This window comes from Streptomyces sp. NPDC093591 (assembly GCF_044764885.1).
Lineage (GTDB): Bacteria > Actinomycetota > Actinomycetes > Streptomycetales > Streptomycetaceae > Streptomyces.
Map to the genome: position 1 here is coordinate 108,423 of NZ_JBIWIY010000002.1, position 16,410 is coordinate 124,832.

At 67.4% G+C, this 16,410-nt stretch carries 12 protein-coding genes and 1 tRNA gene; 10 read left to right on the forward strand and 3 right to left on the reverse strand.

Features of this window, described 5'->3' with window-relative positions; all coding sequences use genetic code 11:
- The first annotated feature begins 869 nt into the window (after window positions 1–869).
- The 7 genes from ACIREI_RS03915 to ACIREI_RS03945 all read left to right on the forward strand — a co-directional run bounded on the left by ACIREI_RS03915 (window position 870) and on the right by ACIREI_RS03945 (window position 10,245).
- On the forward strand, window positions 870–3,149 hold the full coding sequence (locus ACIREI_RS03915) for an FdhF/YdeP family oxidoreductase (protein WP_403327070.1): 2,280 nt from the start codon (window positions 870–872) through the stop codon (window positions 3,147–3,149).
- A gap of 55 nt (window positions 3,150–3,204) precedes the next feature.
- Window positions 3,205–3,693 (forward strand): hotdog fold thioesterase, encoded by a 489-nt coding sequence (locus tag ACIREI_RS03920; protein WP_403327072.1) that lies wholly within the window; start codon window positions 3,205–3,207, stop codon window positions 3,691–3,693.
- A gap of 847 nt (window positions 3,694–4,540) precedes the next feature.
- Window positions 4,541–5,770 carry a branched-chain amino acid ABC transporter substrate-binding protein gene (locus tag ACIREI_RS03925; RefSeq protein ID WP_403327073.1) on the forward strand — a complete coding sequence of 410 codons (1,230 nt, stop codon included), beginning with the start codon at window positions 4,541–4,543 and terminating at the stop codon, window positions 5,768–5,770.
- Between the two features lie 113 nt (window positions 5,771–5,883).
- Complete coding sequence (locus tag ACIREI_RS03930; RefSeq protein ID WP_403327075.1) at window positions 5,884–6,813, forward strand: branched-chain amino acid ABC transporter permease; 930 nt, start codon at window positions 5,884–5,886, stop codon at window positions 6,811–6,813.
- 23 nt (window positions 6,814–6,836) lie between these two features.
- Window positions 6,837–8,648 carry a branched-chain amino acid ABC transporter permease gene (locus ACIREI_RS03935; protein ID WP_403328032.1) on the forward strand — a complete coding sequence of 604 codons (1,812 nt, stop codon included), beginning with the start codon at window positions 6,837–6,839 and terminating at the stop codon, window positions 8,646–8,648.
- A 5-nt stretch (window positions 8,649–8,653) separates the two neighbouring features.
- Window positions 8,654–9,532: an ABC transporter ATP-binding protein gene (locus ACIREI_RS03940; protein WP_403327077.1), complete on the forward strand. Its 879-nt coding sequence runs from the start codon at window positions 8,654–8,656 to the stop codon at window positions 9,530–9,532.
- Window positions 9,529–10,245 carry an ABC transporter ATP-binding protein gene (locus ACIREI_RS03945; protein WP_403327079.1) on the forward strand — a complete coding sequence of 239 codons (717 nt, stop codon included), beginning with the start codon at window positions 9,529–9,531 and terminating at the stop codon, window positions 10,243–10,245. The genes ACIREI_RS03940 and ACIREI_RS03945 overlap by 4 nt, the downstream gene beginning before the upstream one ends.
- A 73-nt stretch (window positions 10,246–10,318) precedes the next feature.
- Here the strand turns inward: ACIREI_RS03945 and ACIREI_RS03950 are convergent, their stop codons facing one another.
- Window positions 10,319–10,975 carry an ANTAR domain-containing response regulator gene (locus ACIREI_RS03950; RefSeq protein WP_302001460.1) on the reverse strand — a complete coding sequence of 219 codons (657 nt, stop codon included), beginning with the start codon at window positions 10,973–10,975 and terminating at the stop codon, window positions 10,319–10,321.
- A gap of 101 nt (window positions 10,976–11,076) precedes the next feature.
- On the opposite strand from ACIREI_RS03950, the gene ACIREI_RS03955 reads away from it, so the two are divergent.
- A tRNA-Leu gene (locus tag ACIREI_RS03955) sits at window positions 11,077–11,151 on the forward strand.
- 106 nt (window positions 11,152–11,257) lie between these two features.
- Window positions 11,258–12,004: a helix-turn-helix domain-containing protein gene (locus tag ACIREI_RS03960; RefSeq protein WP_403327081.1), complete on the forward strand. Its 747-nt coding sequence runs from the start codon at window positions 11,258–11,260 to the stop codon at window positions 12,002–12,004.
- Window positions 12,005–12,057: 53 nt separating this feature from the next.
- Here ACIREI_RS03960 and pyk read toward each other — a convergent pair whose 3' ends face one another.
- Entirely contained in the window at window positions 12,058–13,494 is a 1,437-nt protein-coding gene (gene pyk, locus ACIREI_RS03965; protein WP_403327083.1) for a pyruvate kinase, read from the reverse strand.
- 189 nt (window positions 13,495–13,683) lie between these two features.
- Window positions 13,684–14,403, reverse strand: a complete 720-nt coding sequence (locus ACIREI_RS03970) for an SIMPL domain-containing protein (RefSeq protein WP_403327085.1) — start codon at window positions 14,401–14,403, stop codon at window positions 13,684–13,686.
- Window positions 14,404–14,554: 151 nt separating this feature from the next.
- Here ACIREI_RS03970 and ACIREI_RS03975 point away from each other — a divergent pair, with 151 nt between their 5' ends.
- The gene (locus ACIREI_RS03975) at window positions 14,555–16,360 is read left to right on the forward strand and encodes a bifunctional metallophosphatase/5'-nucleotidase (RefSeq protein WP_403327087.1); all 1,806 of its coding nucleotides are present in this window, start codon (window positions 14,555–14,557) and stop codon (window positions 16,358–16,360) included.
- The last annotated feature ends 50 nt before the right edge of the window (window positions 16,361–16,410 follow it).

Below are 16,410 nucleotides of genomic sequence, written 5' to 3' on the forward strand. Positions count from 1 at the left end.
GCGCGGGAGGGCCGGGAGGCAGCGCTGCTGGGGGGGGAGGGGCGAGTCGCGGAGAGAAGGGAGCGGCGGGGGGCAGAAGAGAGCCGGACCACGGGGAGCAGGGCAGCGCACAGCGGGACGGAGAGGGACGGCCTGCGGGAAGAAAGGAAGCGTCCGGGGAAGAAAGGGGAGCGGGCCGCGAGACGAAGAAGGGCGGCGCGCACAGGAAGCGGCGGCGGAGACGACCAGCCCCGGAGGAACCGGGCAGCGCGTCCGGGGCCGCCAAGGGAAGAAGCGGGAACGGCGCAGAAGTCGGCGAGGGCTCCGGGACGCGCGGACCAGGGCGGGCCGCCGCCGGGGCAGTCCGTCACGAGCCCCATAAACCGCGCGTCTCCCCGGCGACGGCAGAGGTGACGGACGCGGCTGCGCCGCGCAACGCGTCCGGGCGCTCAGGGCAGGAACCGGAGTAACCGGAGTAAGAAGAGCAGCGCACGTCGGCACGGGCCGGACCGAGCACCATGAGCGGATGCGGTGCCGCCCCCCAGCGGCGATGTCCGGTGCGTGCCCCCGCCCCTCTGTCGGCTCCGGCGCCCGCAGAACGCCCGTCATGCAGCGCTGGCCCGCATCACGACCACCGGCCCCCCCTCCGCCGCCGGGCATCACGACCACCGGCCCCTCCGCCGCCGGGCATCCCTACCACCGACACCCGCTCCACTCCCCTCCCTACAGCCACCGCCCCCAGCCCCTCCCCAATCCCACCCCCCACGTTGTCAGTCCCCCATGCGAGGATCGGAGATGTACCTCACACGTGTACACAGCCGGTGACCCGCGGGAGCGCAGGTGTCGGCGAGGCGTTCCCGTGGTGAACGAGAAGACAGGGAGAGTGCGCGATGGCCACCAAGCCGCCCAAGGGTGATCCGGTTCAGGACGCGCCCCAGGTCGCGGAGCCGAAGCACGCGGCGGCGGGGCTGCCGGCCATCGGGCACACCCTGCGCATCGCGCAGCAGCAGATGGGTGTGAAGCGCACCGCGCTGACGTTGCTGCGGGTCAACCAGAAGGACGGCTTCGACTGCCCGGGGTGCGCGTGGCCGGAGCCGGAGCACCGGCACAAGGCGGAGTTCTGTGAGAACGGCGCGAAGGCGGTGGCCGAGGAGGCGACCCTGCGCCGGGTCACCCCGGAGTTCTTCGCCGCGCACTCCGTCGCCGATCTCGCGACCAGGAGCGGTTACTGGCTGGGGCAGCAGGGGCGGCTCACCCACCCCATGTTCCTCGCCGAAGGGGGCACCCACTACGAGCCGGTGACCTGGGAGCGCGCCTTCGACATCATCGGCGAGGAGATCACCGCACTCGGCTCCCCCGACGAGGCCGTTTTCTACACCTCCGGTCGCACCAGCAACGAGGCCGCGTTCCTCTACCAGCTCTTCGCGCGCGAGCTCGGCACGAACAACCTGCCGGACTGCTCCAACATGTGCCACGAGTCGTCCGGATCGGCGCTGTCCGAGACCATCGGCATCGGCAAGGGCAGCGTCCTGCTGGAGGACCTGTACAAGGCCGACCTGATCATCGTCGCCGGGCAGAACCCGGGCACGAACCACCCGCGCATGCTCTCCGCGCTGGAGAAGGCCAAGGAGAACGGCGCGAAGATCGTCAGCGTCAACCCGCTGCCCGAGGCCGGCCTGGAGCGGTTCAAGAACCCGCAGACCCCCCAGGGCATGCTCAAGGGCGCCGCCCTCACCGACCTGTTCCTGCAGATCCGCATCGGCGGCGACCAGGCCCTCTTCCGCCTCCTCAACAAGCTGATCCTCGAGACCGAGGGCGCCGTCGACGAGGAGTTCGTCCGCGAACACACCCACGGCTACGAGGAGTTCGCCGCGGCCGCCCGCGCGGCGGACTGGGACGAGACGCTGACGGCGACCGGCCTCACCCGCGCGGACATCGACCAGGTCATGGGCATGGTCCTCGCCTCGCAGCGCACCATCGTGTGCTGGGCCATGGGCCTCACCCAGCACAAGCACTCCGTGCCGACCATCCGCGAGGTCGTCAACTTCCTTCTGCTGCGCGGCAACATCGGCCGCCCGGGCGCGGGCGTGTGCCCGGTGCGCGGCCACTCGAACGTGCAGGGCGACCGCACGATGGGCATCTTCGAGCGGCCCGCCCCGGCCTTCCTGGACGCCCTGGAGAAGGAGTTCGGCTTCGCGCCGCCGCGTGAGCACGGCTACGACGTCGTACGGGCCATCCGGGCGCTGCGCGACGGTGAGGCGAAGGTCTTCTTCGCGATGGGCGGCAACTTCGTGGCGGCCACGCCGGACACGGACGTCACCGAGGCGGCGATGCGCCGGGCCCGGCTGACCGTGCACGTGTCGACGAAGCTCAACCGCAGCCACGCCGTCACGGGCGCGCGTGCGCTGATCCTGCCGACGCTGGGCCGCACCGAGCGCGACCTCCAGGGCAGCGGCGAGCAGTTCGTGACGGTCGAGGACTCCATGGGCATGGTGCACGCCTCCCGTGGCCGCCTGGAGCCCGCGAGCGCGCATCTGCTGTCCGAGCCGGCGATCGTGTGCCGGCTCGCCCGCCGGGTCCTGGGCGAGGACAGCCAGGTCCCGTGGGAGGAGTTCGAGAAGGACTACGCGACGATCCGGGACCGTATCGCGCGCGTGATCCCCGGCTTCGAGGACTTCAACGCGCGCGTGGCCCGCCCCGGCGGCTTCACGCTCCCCCACGCCCCGCGCGACGAGCGCCGCTTCCCGACGGCGACCGGCAAGGCCAACTTCACGGCGGCCCCCGTCGAGTACCCCGAGGTGCCGGAGGGGCGGCTCCTGCTGCAGACCCTGCGCTCGCACGACCAGTACAACACCACGATCTACGGCCTCGACGACCGCTACCGGGGGATCAAGAACGGCCGCCGGGTCGTCATGATCAACCCCGAGGACGCGCAGCGGCTGAACATCGCCGACGGGTCGTACGTCGACCTGGTCGGCGAGTGGAAGGACGGCGTCGAGCGGCGGGCGCCCGGCTTCCGGGTGGTGCTGTATCCGACGGCCCGGGGCTGCGCGGCCGCCTACTACCCGGAGACCAACGTCCTCGTGCCACTGGACGCCACCGCGGACACCAGCAACACCCCGGCCAGCAAGTCCGTCGTCGTACGTCTGGAACAATCGGCGACCGACTGAGCGTTTGCTCAGTCGACCTGTAACGCGACTGAGCACGACGAACGGAGCCGGACCCATGGGCGAGCAGCAGCACGTGACGTTCCCGCAGGAGGTCATCGACGAGTACGCCGCGCTCGGCGTCGACCTGCCGGCCCTGTTCTCCGCCGGGCACCTCGGGACGCGCATGGGTGTCCAGATCGTGGAGGCGTCCGCCGAGCGGGTCGTCGGGACCATGCCGGTGGAGGGGAACACCCAGCCGTACGGGCTGCTGCACGGCGGCGCCTCCGCGGTGCTCGCCGAGACGCTCGGGTCGGTGGGGTCGATGCTGCACGCCGGCAGCTCCAAGATCGCGGTCGGCGTCGACCTCAACTGCACCCACCACCGCGGCGTCCGCTCCGGCCTCGTCACCGGCGTGGCCACACCCCTGCACCGGGGCCGCTCGACGGCGACGTACGAGATCGTGATCAGTGACGAGGCGGGTCGGCGGGTGTGCAGCGCGCGGCTGACCTGCATGCTGCGGGACGTGAACCCGGGCGACGGGGAGCACATCCGGGCGGCGAACTGACACCACCGCCCCGATGGCGGTGTCATTACGGCCAACACCCTTGTTTTTCCCTGCCGTTGAACCGTGACGCCGGGCGGCATAACGTCGAGGCATGACGACGGGAGGAGCCCGCCGGCAGGGGGCGGCGCTCATACTGGCGCCGCCGGCCGCCGGCCTTGTGGCCGGATACGGCGGGCAGCCGGGCACCCAGAGCGACGCGCACCCCGACCGGACGGGCAACTCACCCTCCCCACCGGCGACTTCACCACCCGATGGGCCTGTCCGACGGCCGGGACGAGATCCTCCGCAAGACCGTGGACACCGCCGCCGGTCACAGAAGTCGCGCGACGACAGACACCGCAAAGGCGAGCCGCCCGGAGGCGCGTGGGCCGGGCCAGTCGCCTTTTCCTTTTCGTGGCCCATACACGAAATAGCCGAGGAATCCGAACCTATTTCCCGGCCGTAACTCTACGTAATACAGCCGCAATACAAGCCGCCAGTTCCCCCACGGCGAGCACCCCTCACACAAGACGACAGAAGCCCCCTGGTAGCCTCCAGCCACGACTTTGGTCATCACCAAAACATGTGAACACTAGTGAAGAAGCTACGCGCGGACGCTGCAAGTTCTCACTATGTGGACAGGGCGAATCGGCCGGAAATCCACTCTTCCCCCCACGGAGTACCGCTCTGTGTTACCCCGTGTCATAACAAGAGCGTCACAGCCTTGGTCAGGGCCTCCTCCATGTTCCCTCCACACGCTTAGAGTCACCGCCAGTCACCGAGCCACCGGATTCGAAGCCACTTCGGCCCAGCGCTCGACTCGGCGCGCTCCATGGGGAACCGCCGTGCCAGGGAAAGGACCTGATTCGTGCGTCAACGTTCGATCATCGCTATAACCGCCGCACTCGCGGCAGGATCGCTGACACTCACGGCTTGTGGGTCGCGTGACGAGGGCGGCAACAGCAGCAACGGCGACAAGACCACCGTGGTGATCGGCCTCGACGCCCCGCTGACCGGCGACCTGTCCGCACTCGGCCTCGGCATGAAGAACTCCGCCGACCTCGCCGCCAAGACGGCCAACAAGCAGGAGTTCGTCAAGGGCGTCGAGTTCAAGATCGAACCGCTCGACGACCAGGCCCAGCCCTCCGTCGGCCAGCAGAACGCCCAGAAGTTCATCAGCAACAAGGACGTCCTCGGCGTCGTCGGCCCGCTGAACTCCAGCGTCTCCCAGCAGATGCAGAAGCCGTTCAACGACGCCGGCCTCACCCAGATCTCCCCGGCCAACACCGGCACCGAGCTCACCCAGGGCGACGGCTGGAAGACCGGCGACTCGGTCCGCCAGTTCAAGACGTTCTTCCGTACCGCCACCACGGACGAGATCCAGGGTGCCTTCGCCGCCGACTACCTGTACAACCAGGCGAAGATCAAGAAGGTCTACCTGATCGACGATCAGAAGACCTACGGCGCCGGCCTCGCCGCCTCCTTCAAGACGAACTTCACCAAGTTCGGCGGCAAGATCGTCGGCAGCGACCACATCAACCCCGACGACCGCGACTTCAACGCCGTCGTCGCCAAGATCAAGAAGACCGGCGCCGAAGCCCTCTACTACGGCGGCGAGTACCCGGCCGCCGCCCCGCTGAGCCAGCAGCTCAAGGACAGCGGCCAGAACATCCCGCTCATGGGCGGCGACGGCATCTACTCCGGCGAGTTCCCGAAGCTGAACAAGAAGGCCGAAGGCGACCTCGCCACCTCCGTGGGCGAACCCGTCGAGAAGCTCGACTCCGCCAAGACGTTCATCAAGAACTACGAGGCCGCGGGCTACGAGGACGACTACGAGGCCTACGGCGGCCTCACCTACGACGCCACCTGGGCCATCATCGAGGCCGTCAAGCTGGCCGTCGAAGGCAACGACGGCGAGGTCCCGTCCGACGGCCGCAAGGCAGTCCTGGACGCCATGGCCAAGGTCAAGTTCGACGGCGTCACCGGCCCCATCTCGTTCGACGAGTTCGGTGACACCACGAACCACACCATGACCGCCTACAAGGTCAAGAGCAACGCATGGACGCCCGAGTTCAGCGGCGAACCCAAGCTGGGCTGACAGAGGACGAGTAAAGAACACTCCCCCATCACACATTGATCCAGGCCGCGCGGGAGCACCCATCAGCGCTCCCGCGCGGCGCCATATCCGAACCACTCCACGGAGGCCCTGCGGTGAACGAACTGCCGCAACAGCTGGCCAATGGACTCATCCTCGGCGCGATGTACGGACTCATCGCGATCGGCTACACGATGGTCTACGGCATCGTCCAGCTCATCAACTTCGCCCACGGCGAGATCTTCATGGTCGGGGGCTTCGGGGCCCTCACCGTCTGGTTGGTACTCCCCGAAGGCTTCGCCCTCGGCGCAGCGATCCCCCTCATGATCCTCGCCGGCATCATCGTCTCCGTCGCCGTCGCCACCGCGGCGGAACGCTTCGCCTACCGGCCACTGCGCACCGCGCCACGCCTGGCACCCCTCATCACCGCCATCGGCCTGTCCATCGTCCTCCAGCAGGCCGTATGGATGTGGTACCCCGACGCGAAGAAGGACCAGCCCTTCCCGCAGTTCGAAGGCGGCCCCATCGACGTCCTCGGCGCCAACATCCAGCGCGGCGACCTCTTCGTACTCATAGCCGCCCCGCTGTGCATGTTCGCCCTCGGCATCTTCGTCACCAAGACGCGCTCCGGCCGCGGCATGCAGGCCACCGCCCAGGACCCCGACACGGCCAAGCTCATGGGCATCAACACCGACCGCATCATCGTCATGGCCTTCGCCATCGGCGCCGCGTTCGCCGCCATCGCAGCCGTCGCCTACGGCCTCAAAAACGGCCAGGTCGGCTTCCGCATGGGCTTCCTGATGGGCCTCAAGGCCTTCACCGCCGCCGTCCTCGGCGGCATCGGCAACATCTACGGCGCCATGCTCGGCGGAGTCGTCCTCGGCGTCGCCGAGTCCCTCGCCACCGGCTACATCGGCGACATCCCCGGCATGGACCTCTTCGGCGGCGGCGCCTGGAAGGACGTATGGGCGTTCGCCCTCCTCATCCTCGTCCTCCTGTTCAGGCCACAAGGCCTGCTCGGCGAACGCGTCGCGGATCGGGCGTGATACCCATGACCACCGAAACCCCCATGGACAAGACCCCCGACACCACCAAGGTGTCCACCGCCCCGGCCACCCCCATCATCCCGCTGCCGCACACCGCGGCACGCGCACTGGTCGTCGCCGGCTCCGCCCTCGCCCTCACCGGCACCTTCCTCGCCTGGACCTGGACCAAGGAATTCCCCGGCAACCTCACCGTCACCGGCTACCCCGGCGGCCTCCAGGTGCTCACGCTCGTGGGAGCACTGCTCACCCTCCTGTTCGCCCTCTCCGGCTACGGCATCCGCGGCCTCGGCTGGCTCACCCCCGGCGGCAAGAACAGCCCCGTCCTCCTCGCCGCCCTCGGCGTGTTCGGCACCACGGGCTACGCCATGGGCGCCATCAGCCAGGAACTCGGCGGCCTCGTCAACCTGGAACCCGGCGCCTGGGTCTCCGGCATCGGCGCCCTCATCGCAGTCATCGGCGCCCTCGGCCTCCCCCTCGACCAGCCCTACAGCGCGGACGACCCGACCCCCAACCTCGTGGGCCGTATACGCCACTCACTCACCGCCCCCGAACCCAGCCGCGCCAAGGACCTGCCCTCCTGGGCGGAGATCCTCATCATCGCCGCCGGCTTCGGCATCGGCCTCTACGTCTTCGCGTACGGCATCGGCACCGAGTACTCCGAACTGTTCATCGGCTTCCTCATCGTCACGGCCTTCGGCTTCACCGCCGTCACCCGCGCAGGACTCCTCAAGCGGCTCTCGGCACTCACCGCCAAACACCGCAACGTCGCCATGACAGCAGCCTTCGTCGCCGCGATCTGCTTCCCCTTCACCCAGAGCAACGACCAGTTCGCCCTCATCGGCGCGAACATCCTGATCTTCGCCACGGTCGCCCTGGGCCTCAACGTCGTCGTCGGCCTCGCCGGCCTCCTCGACCTCGGATACGTCGCCTTCCTCGGCGTCGGCGCCTACGCCGCCGCCCTGGTCTCCGGCTCCCCCCAGTCGAGCATCGGCGTCGAATTCCCGTTCTGGGCAGCAGTCCTCACCGGCGCCGCCGCCTCGCTGATCTTCGGCGTGGTCATCGGCGCCCCCACCCTGCGACTGCGCGGCGACTACCTCGCCATCGTGACGCTCGGCTTCGGTGAGATCTTCCGCATCACCATGAACAACCTGAACGGCAACAGCGGACCGGACGTCACCAACGGCTCCAACGGCATCCCCAACATCCCGGACCTGGAGATCTTCGGGTTCAACCTCGGGCTGCCGCACAACGTCCTGGGCACCGAGCTCACCCGGTCCGGCAACTACTACCTGCTGATGCTGCTGTGCACGGCGATCGTCGTCCTGGTCTTCCGCCGCTCCGCGGAATCCCGCATCGGCCGCGCCTGGGTCGCCATCCGCGAAGACGAAACCGCCGCCACCGCCATGGGCATCAACGGCTTCCGCCTCAAGCTCCTCGCCTTCGCACTCGGCGCCGCCCTCGCCGGCCTCGCCGGCACCGTCCAGGCCCACGTGTCCTACAGCGTCACCCCCGAGCAGTACCAGTTCGCCGGCTCCGTACCCCCGAACTCGGCCTTCCTGCTCGCCGCCGTCATCCTCGGCGGCATGGGCACCATCAGCGGCCCCCTCATCGGCGCCGCACTGCTCTACCTCATCCCGGCCAAGCTCCAGTTCATGGCGGAATACCAGCTGCTCCTCTTCGGCGTCGCACTGATGCTGCTGATGCGCTTCCGCCCCGAAGGCCTGGTCGCCGACCGCAGGAAGCAGCTCGAATTCCACGAGACCGGACAGCTCGACGTACCGGAGGACAAGCCATTGCCCGAAGGCGCGACCGGCGTCGCCAAGGCAGGGGCGTGACCGCCATGACCACCACCACGACCGCACCCACCAGCACGACAGTGCTCGACGCCAGCGGTGTCACCATGCGCTTCGGCGGCCTCACCGCCGTACGCGACGTGGACCTCACCGTCAACACCGGCGAGATCGTCGGACTCATCGGCCCCAACGGCGCCGGCAAGACGACCTTCTTCAACTGCCTCACCGGCCTCTACGTGCCGACCGAAGGCAAGGTCGCCTACAAAGGCACCGTCCTGCCCCCCAAGCCCCACCTGGTCACCCAGGCCGGCATCGCCCGCACCTTCCAGAACATCCGGCTCTTCGCCAACATGACCGTTCTGGAGAACGTGCTCGTCGGACGGCACACCCGCACCAAGGAAGGCCTATGGTCGGCCCTCCTGCGCCTCCCCGGCTTCAAGAAGGCCGAGGAGGAGTCGCGGGCCCGGGCCATGGAGCTCCTGGAGTTCTGTGGTCTCGCCGCGAAGGCCGACCACCTCGCCCGCAACCTGCCCTACGGCGAACAGCGCAAGCTGGAAATCGCCCGCGCACTCGCGAGCGAACCCGGTCTGCTCCTCCTCGACGAGCCGACCGCCGGCATGAACCCGCAGGAAACCCGGGCCGCCGAAGAACTCATCTTCGCCATCCGCGACAAGGGCATCGCCGTCCTCGTCATCGAACACGACATCCGGTTCATCATGAACCTCTGCGACCGGGTCGCCGTGCTCGTCCAAGGCGAGAAGATCGTCGAAGGCCCCGCCGAAGTCGTCCAAGCCGACGAACGCGTCATCGCCGCCTACCTCGGCGAGCCCTTCGAGGGCGCACCGGGCAAGGAGGAAGCCGCCGAAGTCGAGGCCGCAGAGGCCGACGCCGAGGCGCAGAGCACCACGGAAGGAGACGACAAGTGACCGCACTGCTCGAGGTCGAAGACCTCAGGGTCGCTTACGGCAAGATCGAAGCCGTCAAAGGCATCTCGTTCAAGGTGAACGCGGGCGAGGTCGTCACCCTCATCGGCACCAACGGCGCCGGCAAGACCACCACCCTGCGCACCATGTCCGGTCTCCTCCAGCCCCTCTCCGGCGACATCAGGTTCGACGGCAAATCGCTGAAGAAGATCCCCGCCCACAAGGTCGTCTCACTGGGACTCGCCCACTCCCCCGAGGGGCGCCACATCTTCCCCCGCATGACGATCGAGGACAACCTCCGCCTCGGCGCCTTCCTCCGCAACGACAAGGAAGGCATCGAAAAGGACATCCAACGCGCCTACGACCTCTTCCCCATCCTCGGAGAACGCCGCAAGCAGGCCGCAGGCACCCTCTCCGGCGGCGAACAGCAGATGCTCGCCATGGGACGGGCACTGATGTCCCGACCGAAACTGCTCATGCTCGACGAGCCCTCCATGGGCCTCTCCCCGATCATGATGCAGAAGATCATGGCAACCATCCAAGAGCTCAAGTCCCAGGGCACCACCATCCTGCTCATCGAGCAGAACGCCCAGGCCGCGCTCTCCCTCGCCGACCACGGCCACGTCATGGAGGTCGGCAAGATCGTCCTCTCCGGCACCGGGCAGGACCTCCTGCACGACGAATCCGTGCGGAAGGCCTACCTCGGCGAGGACTGACCGCCTGCTCATACGACTGAGGCCCGCGCCCCCTGATCAGGGGGCGCGGGCCTCACTCATACCCTCGGGCGCGTCAGCCCTTGGCCGCCTTCTTCTCCTCGGCGTCCTGAATGACAGCCTCCGCGACCTGCTGCATCGACATCCGCCGATCCATGGACGTCTTCTGAATCCACCGGAACGCGGCCGGCTCCGTCAACCCGTACTCCGTCTGCAGGATCGACTTCGCCCGATCCACCAGCTTCCGCGTCTCCAGGCGCAGAGTGAGGTCGGCGACCTCCTTCTCCAGCTCCTTCAACTCCGTGAACCGCGACACGGCCATCTCGATCGCCGGCACGACATCACTCTTGCTGAACGGCTTCACCAAGTACGCCATCGCACCGGCGTCCCGCGCCCGCTCGACCAGATCCCGCTGCGAGAACGCCGTCAGCATCAACACCGGCGCGATGCTCTCCTCGGCGATCTTCTCCGCCGCGGAGATCCCGTCCAGCTTCGGCATCTTCACATCGAGGATGACGAGATCGGGCTTGTGCTCGCGGGCCAACTCGACGGCCTGCTCACCATCACCGGCCTCACCGACGACGGTGTACCCCTCTTCTTCGAGCATCTCTTTCAGATCGAGCCGGATCAGCGCCTCGTCCTCGGCAATGACGACACGGGTCGTCAGCGGAGGCACGTGCGACTTGTCGTCGTCGGGCGCGTCTACGGGCTGGGGCGACTCGGGGGCGGTCACGGGGGCTCCTCGTTCAGGGGCAGGGGTGCTGCTGACAAGAGCCTACCTAGCTGCGGTAAGGTGGACGGGCAGCGGGTCGAGGTAAACCTTCGATTCACCGGGCCCCGGTAGCCCAATTGGCAGCAGGCAATGGATTCAAAACCCATACAGTGTCGGTTCGAGTCCGACCCGGGGCACTTTTCCTTCGATTCGAAGGTCACCACCCAGAAGCGGATGTCCACGTTCTCGTGAACATCCGCTTTTTGCTGCATGTCGCCACGACCACTCTCACAGAGTGTCCGCATGTACGACGTCAGCACACGGAAACGAGCATTGGCGCTGGTAGCCCAGGGGCGCAGCCTGAACTCCGTGAGCAAGGAGACCGGAGTCTCTCGGGCCGCCATCCGCTCCTGGCAGCACCGCCTTGAGCCCCTGCCCCGGATGGCTCCCCCAGACCCCGGACCCCCCGCTGACGAGTGCGCATATGCCTACTTACTGGGCCTCTACCTCGGCGACGGCTGCATCAGCGCGCACCCGCGCGGCACCGGCTACTACCTCCGAATCGTGTGCGCCGATGCGTGGCCTGGCCTCCTCAACGAATGCCGCGAAGCCATCACGAAGGTCCGCCCCGGCATCGGCGTCTACACGCTCCAGAAGCAAGGCTGTGTTGCCGTGACCAGCTACTCCCCACATTGGCCGACACTCTTCCCTCAGCATGGCCCCGGCAAGAAGCACGAGCGCACCATCGCCCTCGAACCCTGGCAGCAGGAGATCGTCGATGCTCACCCCTGGGAATTCATCCGCGGCCTCATCCACTCCGACGGCTGCCGCATCACCAACTGGACGACCAGACTTGTCGCGGGTGAGCGCAAACGCTACGAATATCCCCGGTACTTCTTCACCAACCTGTCGAGCGACATCATCCGCCTCTTCACCGCGGCACTGGACCACGTAGGTGTCGAATGGCGTCAGGCGAACCCGAGGAACATCTCCATCGCCCGCAAAGCCTCTGTAGCCCTCATGGACGCCCACGTAGGCCCCAAACACTGACCCCACACAGCAAAGGGCCCCTCCTCAAGCACTGAAGGGGGGCCCTCCGCCTGCTACTTGGGACTGTCGTCCTCCCCGATGTGATGCACCCGCACCATGTTCGTCGAGCCCGAGACCCCCGGAGGCGAACCGGCCGTGATGACCACCGTGTCGCCCTTCTTGCAGCGGCCGTACTTCAGCAGCAGTTCGTCCACCTGGTCGACCATCGCGTCCGTCGACTCCACATGCGGGCCCAGGAACGTCTCCACCCCCCACGTCAGATTCAGCTGCGACCGCGTGGCCGGCTCCGGTGTGAACGCCAGGAGCGGGATCGGTGAGCGGTAGCGGGACAGGCGGCGGACGGTGTCGCCGGACTGGGTGAAGGCGACCAGGAAGCGGGCGCCGAGGAAGTCGCCGATCTCGGCTGCCGCGCGGGCGACCGCGCCGGCCTGGGTGCGGGGCTTGTTGCGTTCGGTCAGGGGCGGGAGACCCTTGGCGAGGATGTCCTCCTCGGCCGCCTCGACGATCTTGGCCATCGTGCGGACCGTCTCGATCGGGTACTTGCCGATGCTGGTCTCGCCGGACAGCATCACGGCGTCCGTGCCGTCGATGACGGCGTTGGCCACGTCCGATGCCTCCGCCCTCGTCGGACGCGAGTTGTCGATCATCGAGTCGAGCATCTGCGTCGCCACGATCACCGGCTTGGCATTGCGCTTGGCCAGCTTGATGGCCCGCTTCTGCACGAGGGGCACCTGTTCCAGCGGCATCTCCACGCCCAGGTCCCCGCGCGCGACCATGATGCCGTCGAAGGCGGCGACGATGTCCTCGATCGCGTCGACCGCCTGGGGCTTTTCCACTTTGGCGATGACGGGGAGGCGGCGGCCTTCCTCGTCCATGATCCTGTGGACGTCCTCGATGTCGCGGCCGCTGCGCACGAAGGACAGCGCGATGACGTCGAAGCCGGTGCGCAGCGCCCAGCGGAGGTCGGCCTCGTCCTTGTCCGAGAGGGCGGGGACTGAGACGGCGACGCCGGGGAGGTTCAGGCCTTTGTTGTCGGAGACCATGCCGCCTTCGACGACGGCGGTGTTGACGCGCGGTCCGTCGACCGACGTGACCTCCAGGCAGACCTTGCCGTCGTCGACGAGGATGCGTTCGCCGGGGGTGACGTCGGTGGCGAGGCCGGGGTAGGTGGTGCCGCACTGCTGGCGGTCGCCTTCCGCGCCCTCCTCCACGGTGATGGTGAAGGTGTCTCCGCGTTCAAGGAGTACGGGTCCTTCGGTGAAGCGGCCGAGGCGGATCTTCGGGCCTTGAAGGTCGGCGAGGATGCCGACGCTGCGGCCGGTTTCGTCGGAGGCCTTTCGTACGTGCTGGTAGCGCTCTTCGTGGTCGGCGTAGCTGCCGTGGCTGAGGTTGAATCGGGCGACGTCCATTCCGGCGTCGACCAGTGCCTTTATCTGGTCGTAGGAGTCGGTGGCGGGGCCCAGGGTGCAGACGATTTTCGCTCGGCGCATGTTTCGACTCTATGACTTACCGGCGGGTAGTGAATTGGCCGCGTATGACTACTCAACAACCTTTGCGTGAAGGGCTATTGACAAGTGTTGAATTGTGCGGCGGGGTGCTCCGATGAGCGTTCGAAGCACCCCCGGTGAAGGTCATGGCCGTTCATCGGTGACCGCAAGCCAATTCGAAATTCCGTGCATTCACAGCTGCGGCGGCGTCATTGTGAAGCGGGCGTTGACCTGGGCGTAGACGTGCTGGCGTTGGGGTTCGAGGTCGAGGGGGGCGGCGGTGGTGTCTTCTGCGGCGCCGTAGGCCAGTGAGCGCATTCGGCTGCCGGGGGCCTGCGGGTAGGCCGGTGGGGCGTTCTCCGCGCCGATGTCGGCGAGTTCCACGAGTGCGGCCAGGGAGGTTCCCAGCGCCTCGGCGTACTCCCGTGCCCGCTGGACCGCTTCCCGTACCGCTTGTTGCCGTGCTTCGCGGTGGGCCGGTGAGTCGGGGCGCAGGGCCCAGTAGGGGCCGTCCACGCGGGTGAGGTCGAGGTCGGCGAGGCGTGTGGTGAGTTCGCCGAGGGCGGTGAAGTCGGTGAGTTCGGCGGTGATGTGGACGCGGCCGTGGTAGGCGTGGACGCGTTCGCCGCGGCCTTTGTCCTTGAGTTCGGGGCTGATGGAGAGGGCGCCGGTTTCGAGTCGTTCGACTGCGTCGCCGTAGGTTTTGACGAGGTCGAGGACGGTGGTGTTGCGGCGGGTGAGGTCGTCGAGGGCGGCGCGGCGGTCTTTGCCGCGGGAGGCGACGGTGATGCCGATGCGGGCGATTTCGGGGTCGACTTCGAGGTGGGCTTCGCCGCGGACGGCGATGCGGGGGGCGTCGGGGGTTCCGTAGGGGACGGCGGGCTGTGGGTCGTCCGGTGTGGGGCTGGTCATACGTCCCACTCTGTCACCCCTTGGCGGGTTAGGGGTGCGGGAGTTCACAGCTTCGGTCATCAGATCGAAACCTGCGGGGTCTGTTGCAGCTCGCCATGCCCAGGTCAGAATCTACGCGCGTTGTTGACCATTCGCCCCAGGAGAAGTGCTCATGCCGTTGAACCGCCGGAAGTTCCTGAAGAAGTCCGCCGTGACCGGAGCGGGTGTGGCGATCGCCGGTGCGGCGGCCGCCCCCGCCGCGCAGGCCGCCGAGACGGTGAAGGGCTCTCGCCCGGCGAAGCGGTACTCGCTGACCGTGATGGGCACGACCGATCTGCACGGGAACATCTTCAACTGGGACTACTTCAAGGACGCGGAGTATTCGGACGCGAAGGGCAATGCGAAGGGTCTGGCGCGTGTCTCGACGTTGGTGAGCCAGGTTCGTGAGGAGAAGGGCCGCCGGAACACGCTGCTCATCGACGCGGGTGACACGATCCAGGGCACGCCGCTGACGTACTACTACGCGAAGGTGGATCCGATCACCGCGCCGGGTGGTCCGGTGCACCCGATGGCGGCGGCGATGAACGCGATCGGATATGACGCGGTGGCGCTCGGCAACCACGAGTTCAACTACGGCATCGAGACGCTGCGTAAGTTCGAGGACCAGTGCGATTTTCCGCTGCTGGGCGCGAACGCGCTGGACGCGAAGACTCTCAAGCCGGCCTTTCCGCCCTACTTCATCAAGAAGTTCTGCCCGCCGGGCCTGCCGCCGGTCAAGGTCGCGGTGCTCGGTCTGACCAACCCGGGTATCGCGATCTGGGACAAGGCGTACGTCGAGGGCAAGATGGTGTTCCCGGGCCTTGAGGAGCAGGCCGCGAAGTGGGTGCCGAAGCTGCGGTCGATGGGCGCGGACGTCGTCGTCGTGTCGGCGCACTCCGGTTCGTCCGGCACGTCGTCGTACGGTGACCAGTTGCCGTACATCGAGAACTCGGCTGCGCTGGTGGCTCAGCAGGTGCCGGGGATCGACGCGATTCTGGTCGGGCACGCGCACACGGAGATCGCGGAGCTGCTGGTCACGAACGAGAAGACGGGTAAGACGGTCGTGCTGTCGGAGCCGCTGTGCTACGCGCAGCGGCTGACCCTGTTCGACTTCGAGCTGGTCTTCGCCAAGGGCCGCTGGACGGTGGAGTCGGTGAAGGCGACGGTGCGTGACTCGAAGACGGTCGCCGACGACCCGAAGATCACCAAGTTGCTGAAGGACGACCACGACATCGTGGTGGAGTACGTCAACCAGGTCGTGGGCACGGCGACCGAGAAGCTGACGACGGTGGAGGCCCGTTACAAGGACGCTCCGATCATCGACCTGATCACGAAGGTTCAGGAGGATGTGGCGAAGGCGGCGTTGGCGGGCACGGAGTATGCCTCGCTGCCGGTCATATCCCAGGGGTCGCCGTTCTCCCGCACTTCGGAGATCCCGGCCGGTGAGGTGACGATCCGGGATCTGTCGAGTCTGTATGTGTACGACAACACGCTGGTCGCGAAGCTGATGACGGGTGCGCAGATCAAGGCGTATCTGGAGTATTCGGCGGAGTACTTCGTGCAGACGGCGCCGGACGTGGCGGTCGATGTGGAGAAGCTGACGAACGCGGGTGGGCGCCCGGACTACAACTACGACTATGTGTCGGGGCTGTCGTACGAGATCGACATCGCTCAGGCGGCTGGTTCGCGGATCAGGAATCTGTCGTACAACGGTGCCGCGCTGGACGATGCCCAGCGGTTCGTGTTCGCGGTGAACAACTACCGGGCCAATGGTGGCGGTGCGTTCCCGCATGTGGCGTCGGCTCAGGAGTTGTGGTCGGAGTCGACGGAGATCCGTACGCGGATCGCGGAGTGGGTGACCGCGAAGGGTGTGCTGGATCCGAAGGACTTCGCGTCGGTGGGCTGGAAGTTGACGCGGAACGGTACGCCGGTGTTCTGAGCGGTGGTGCGTGAGGCGCCTGAACTCCCTTGGCTGGGTGGGGAGTTCAG

What these genes read in the sequence shown, in the direction of transcription:
- ACIREI_RS03915 (WP_403327070.1), top strand. Translation starts at nt 870, where the DNA reads ATGGCCACCAAGCCGCCCAAGGGTGATCCGGTTCAGGACGCGCCCCAG.
- ACIREI_RS03920 (WP_403327072.1), top strand. Translation starts at nt 3,205, where the DNA reads ATGGGCGAGCAGCAGCACGTGACGTTCCCGCAGGAGGTCATCGACGAG.
- ACIREI_RS03935 (WP_403328032.1), top strand. Translation starts at nt 6,837, where the DNA reads ATGGACAAGACCCCCGACACCACCAAGGTGTCCACCGCCCCGGCCACC.
- ACIREI_RS03940 (WP_403327077.1), top strand. Translation starts at nt 8,654, where the DNA reads ATGACCACCACCACGACCGCACCCACCAGCACGACAGTGCTCGACGCC.
- ACIREI_RS03960 (WP_403327081.1), top strand. Translation starts at nt 11,258, where the DNA reads ATGTACGACGTCAGCACACGGAAACGAGCATTGGCGCTGGTAGCCCAG.
- pyk (WP_403327083.1), bottom strand. Translation starts at nt 13,494, where the DNA reads ATGCGCCGAGCGAAAATCGTCTGCACCCTGGGCCCCGCCACCGACTCC.
- ACIREI_RS03970 (WP_403327085.1), bottom strand. Translation starts at nt 14,403, where the DNA reads ATGACCAGCCCCACACCGGACGACCCACAGCCCGCCGTCCCCTACGGA.
- ACIREI_RS03975 (WP_403327087.1), top strand. Translation starts at nt 14,555, where the DNA reads ATGCCGTTGAACCGCCGGAAGTTCCTGAAGAAGTCCGCCGTGACCGGA.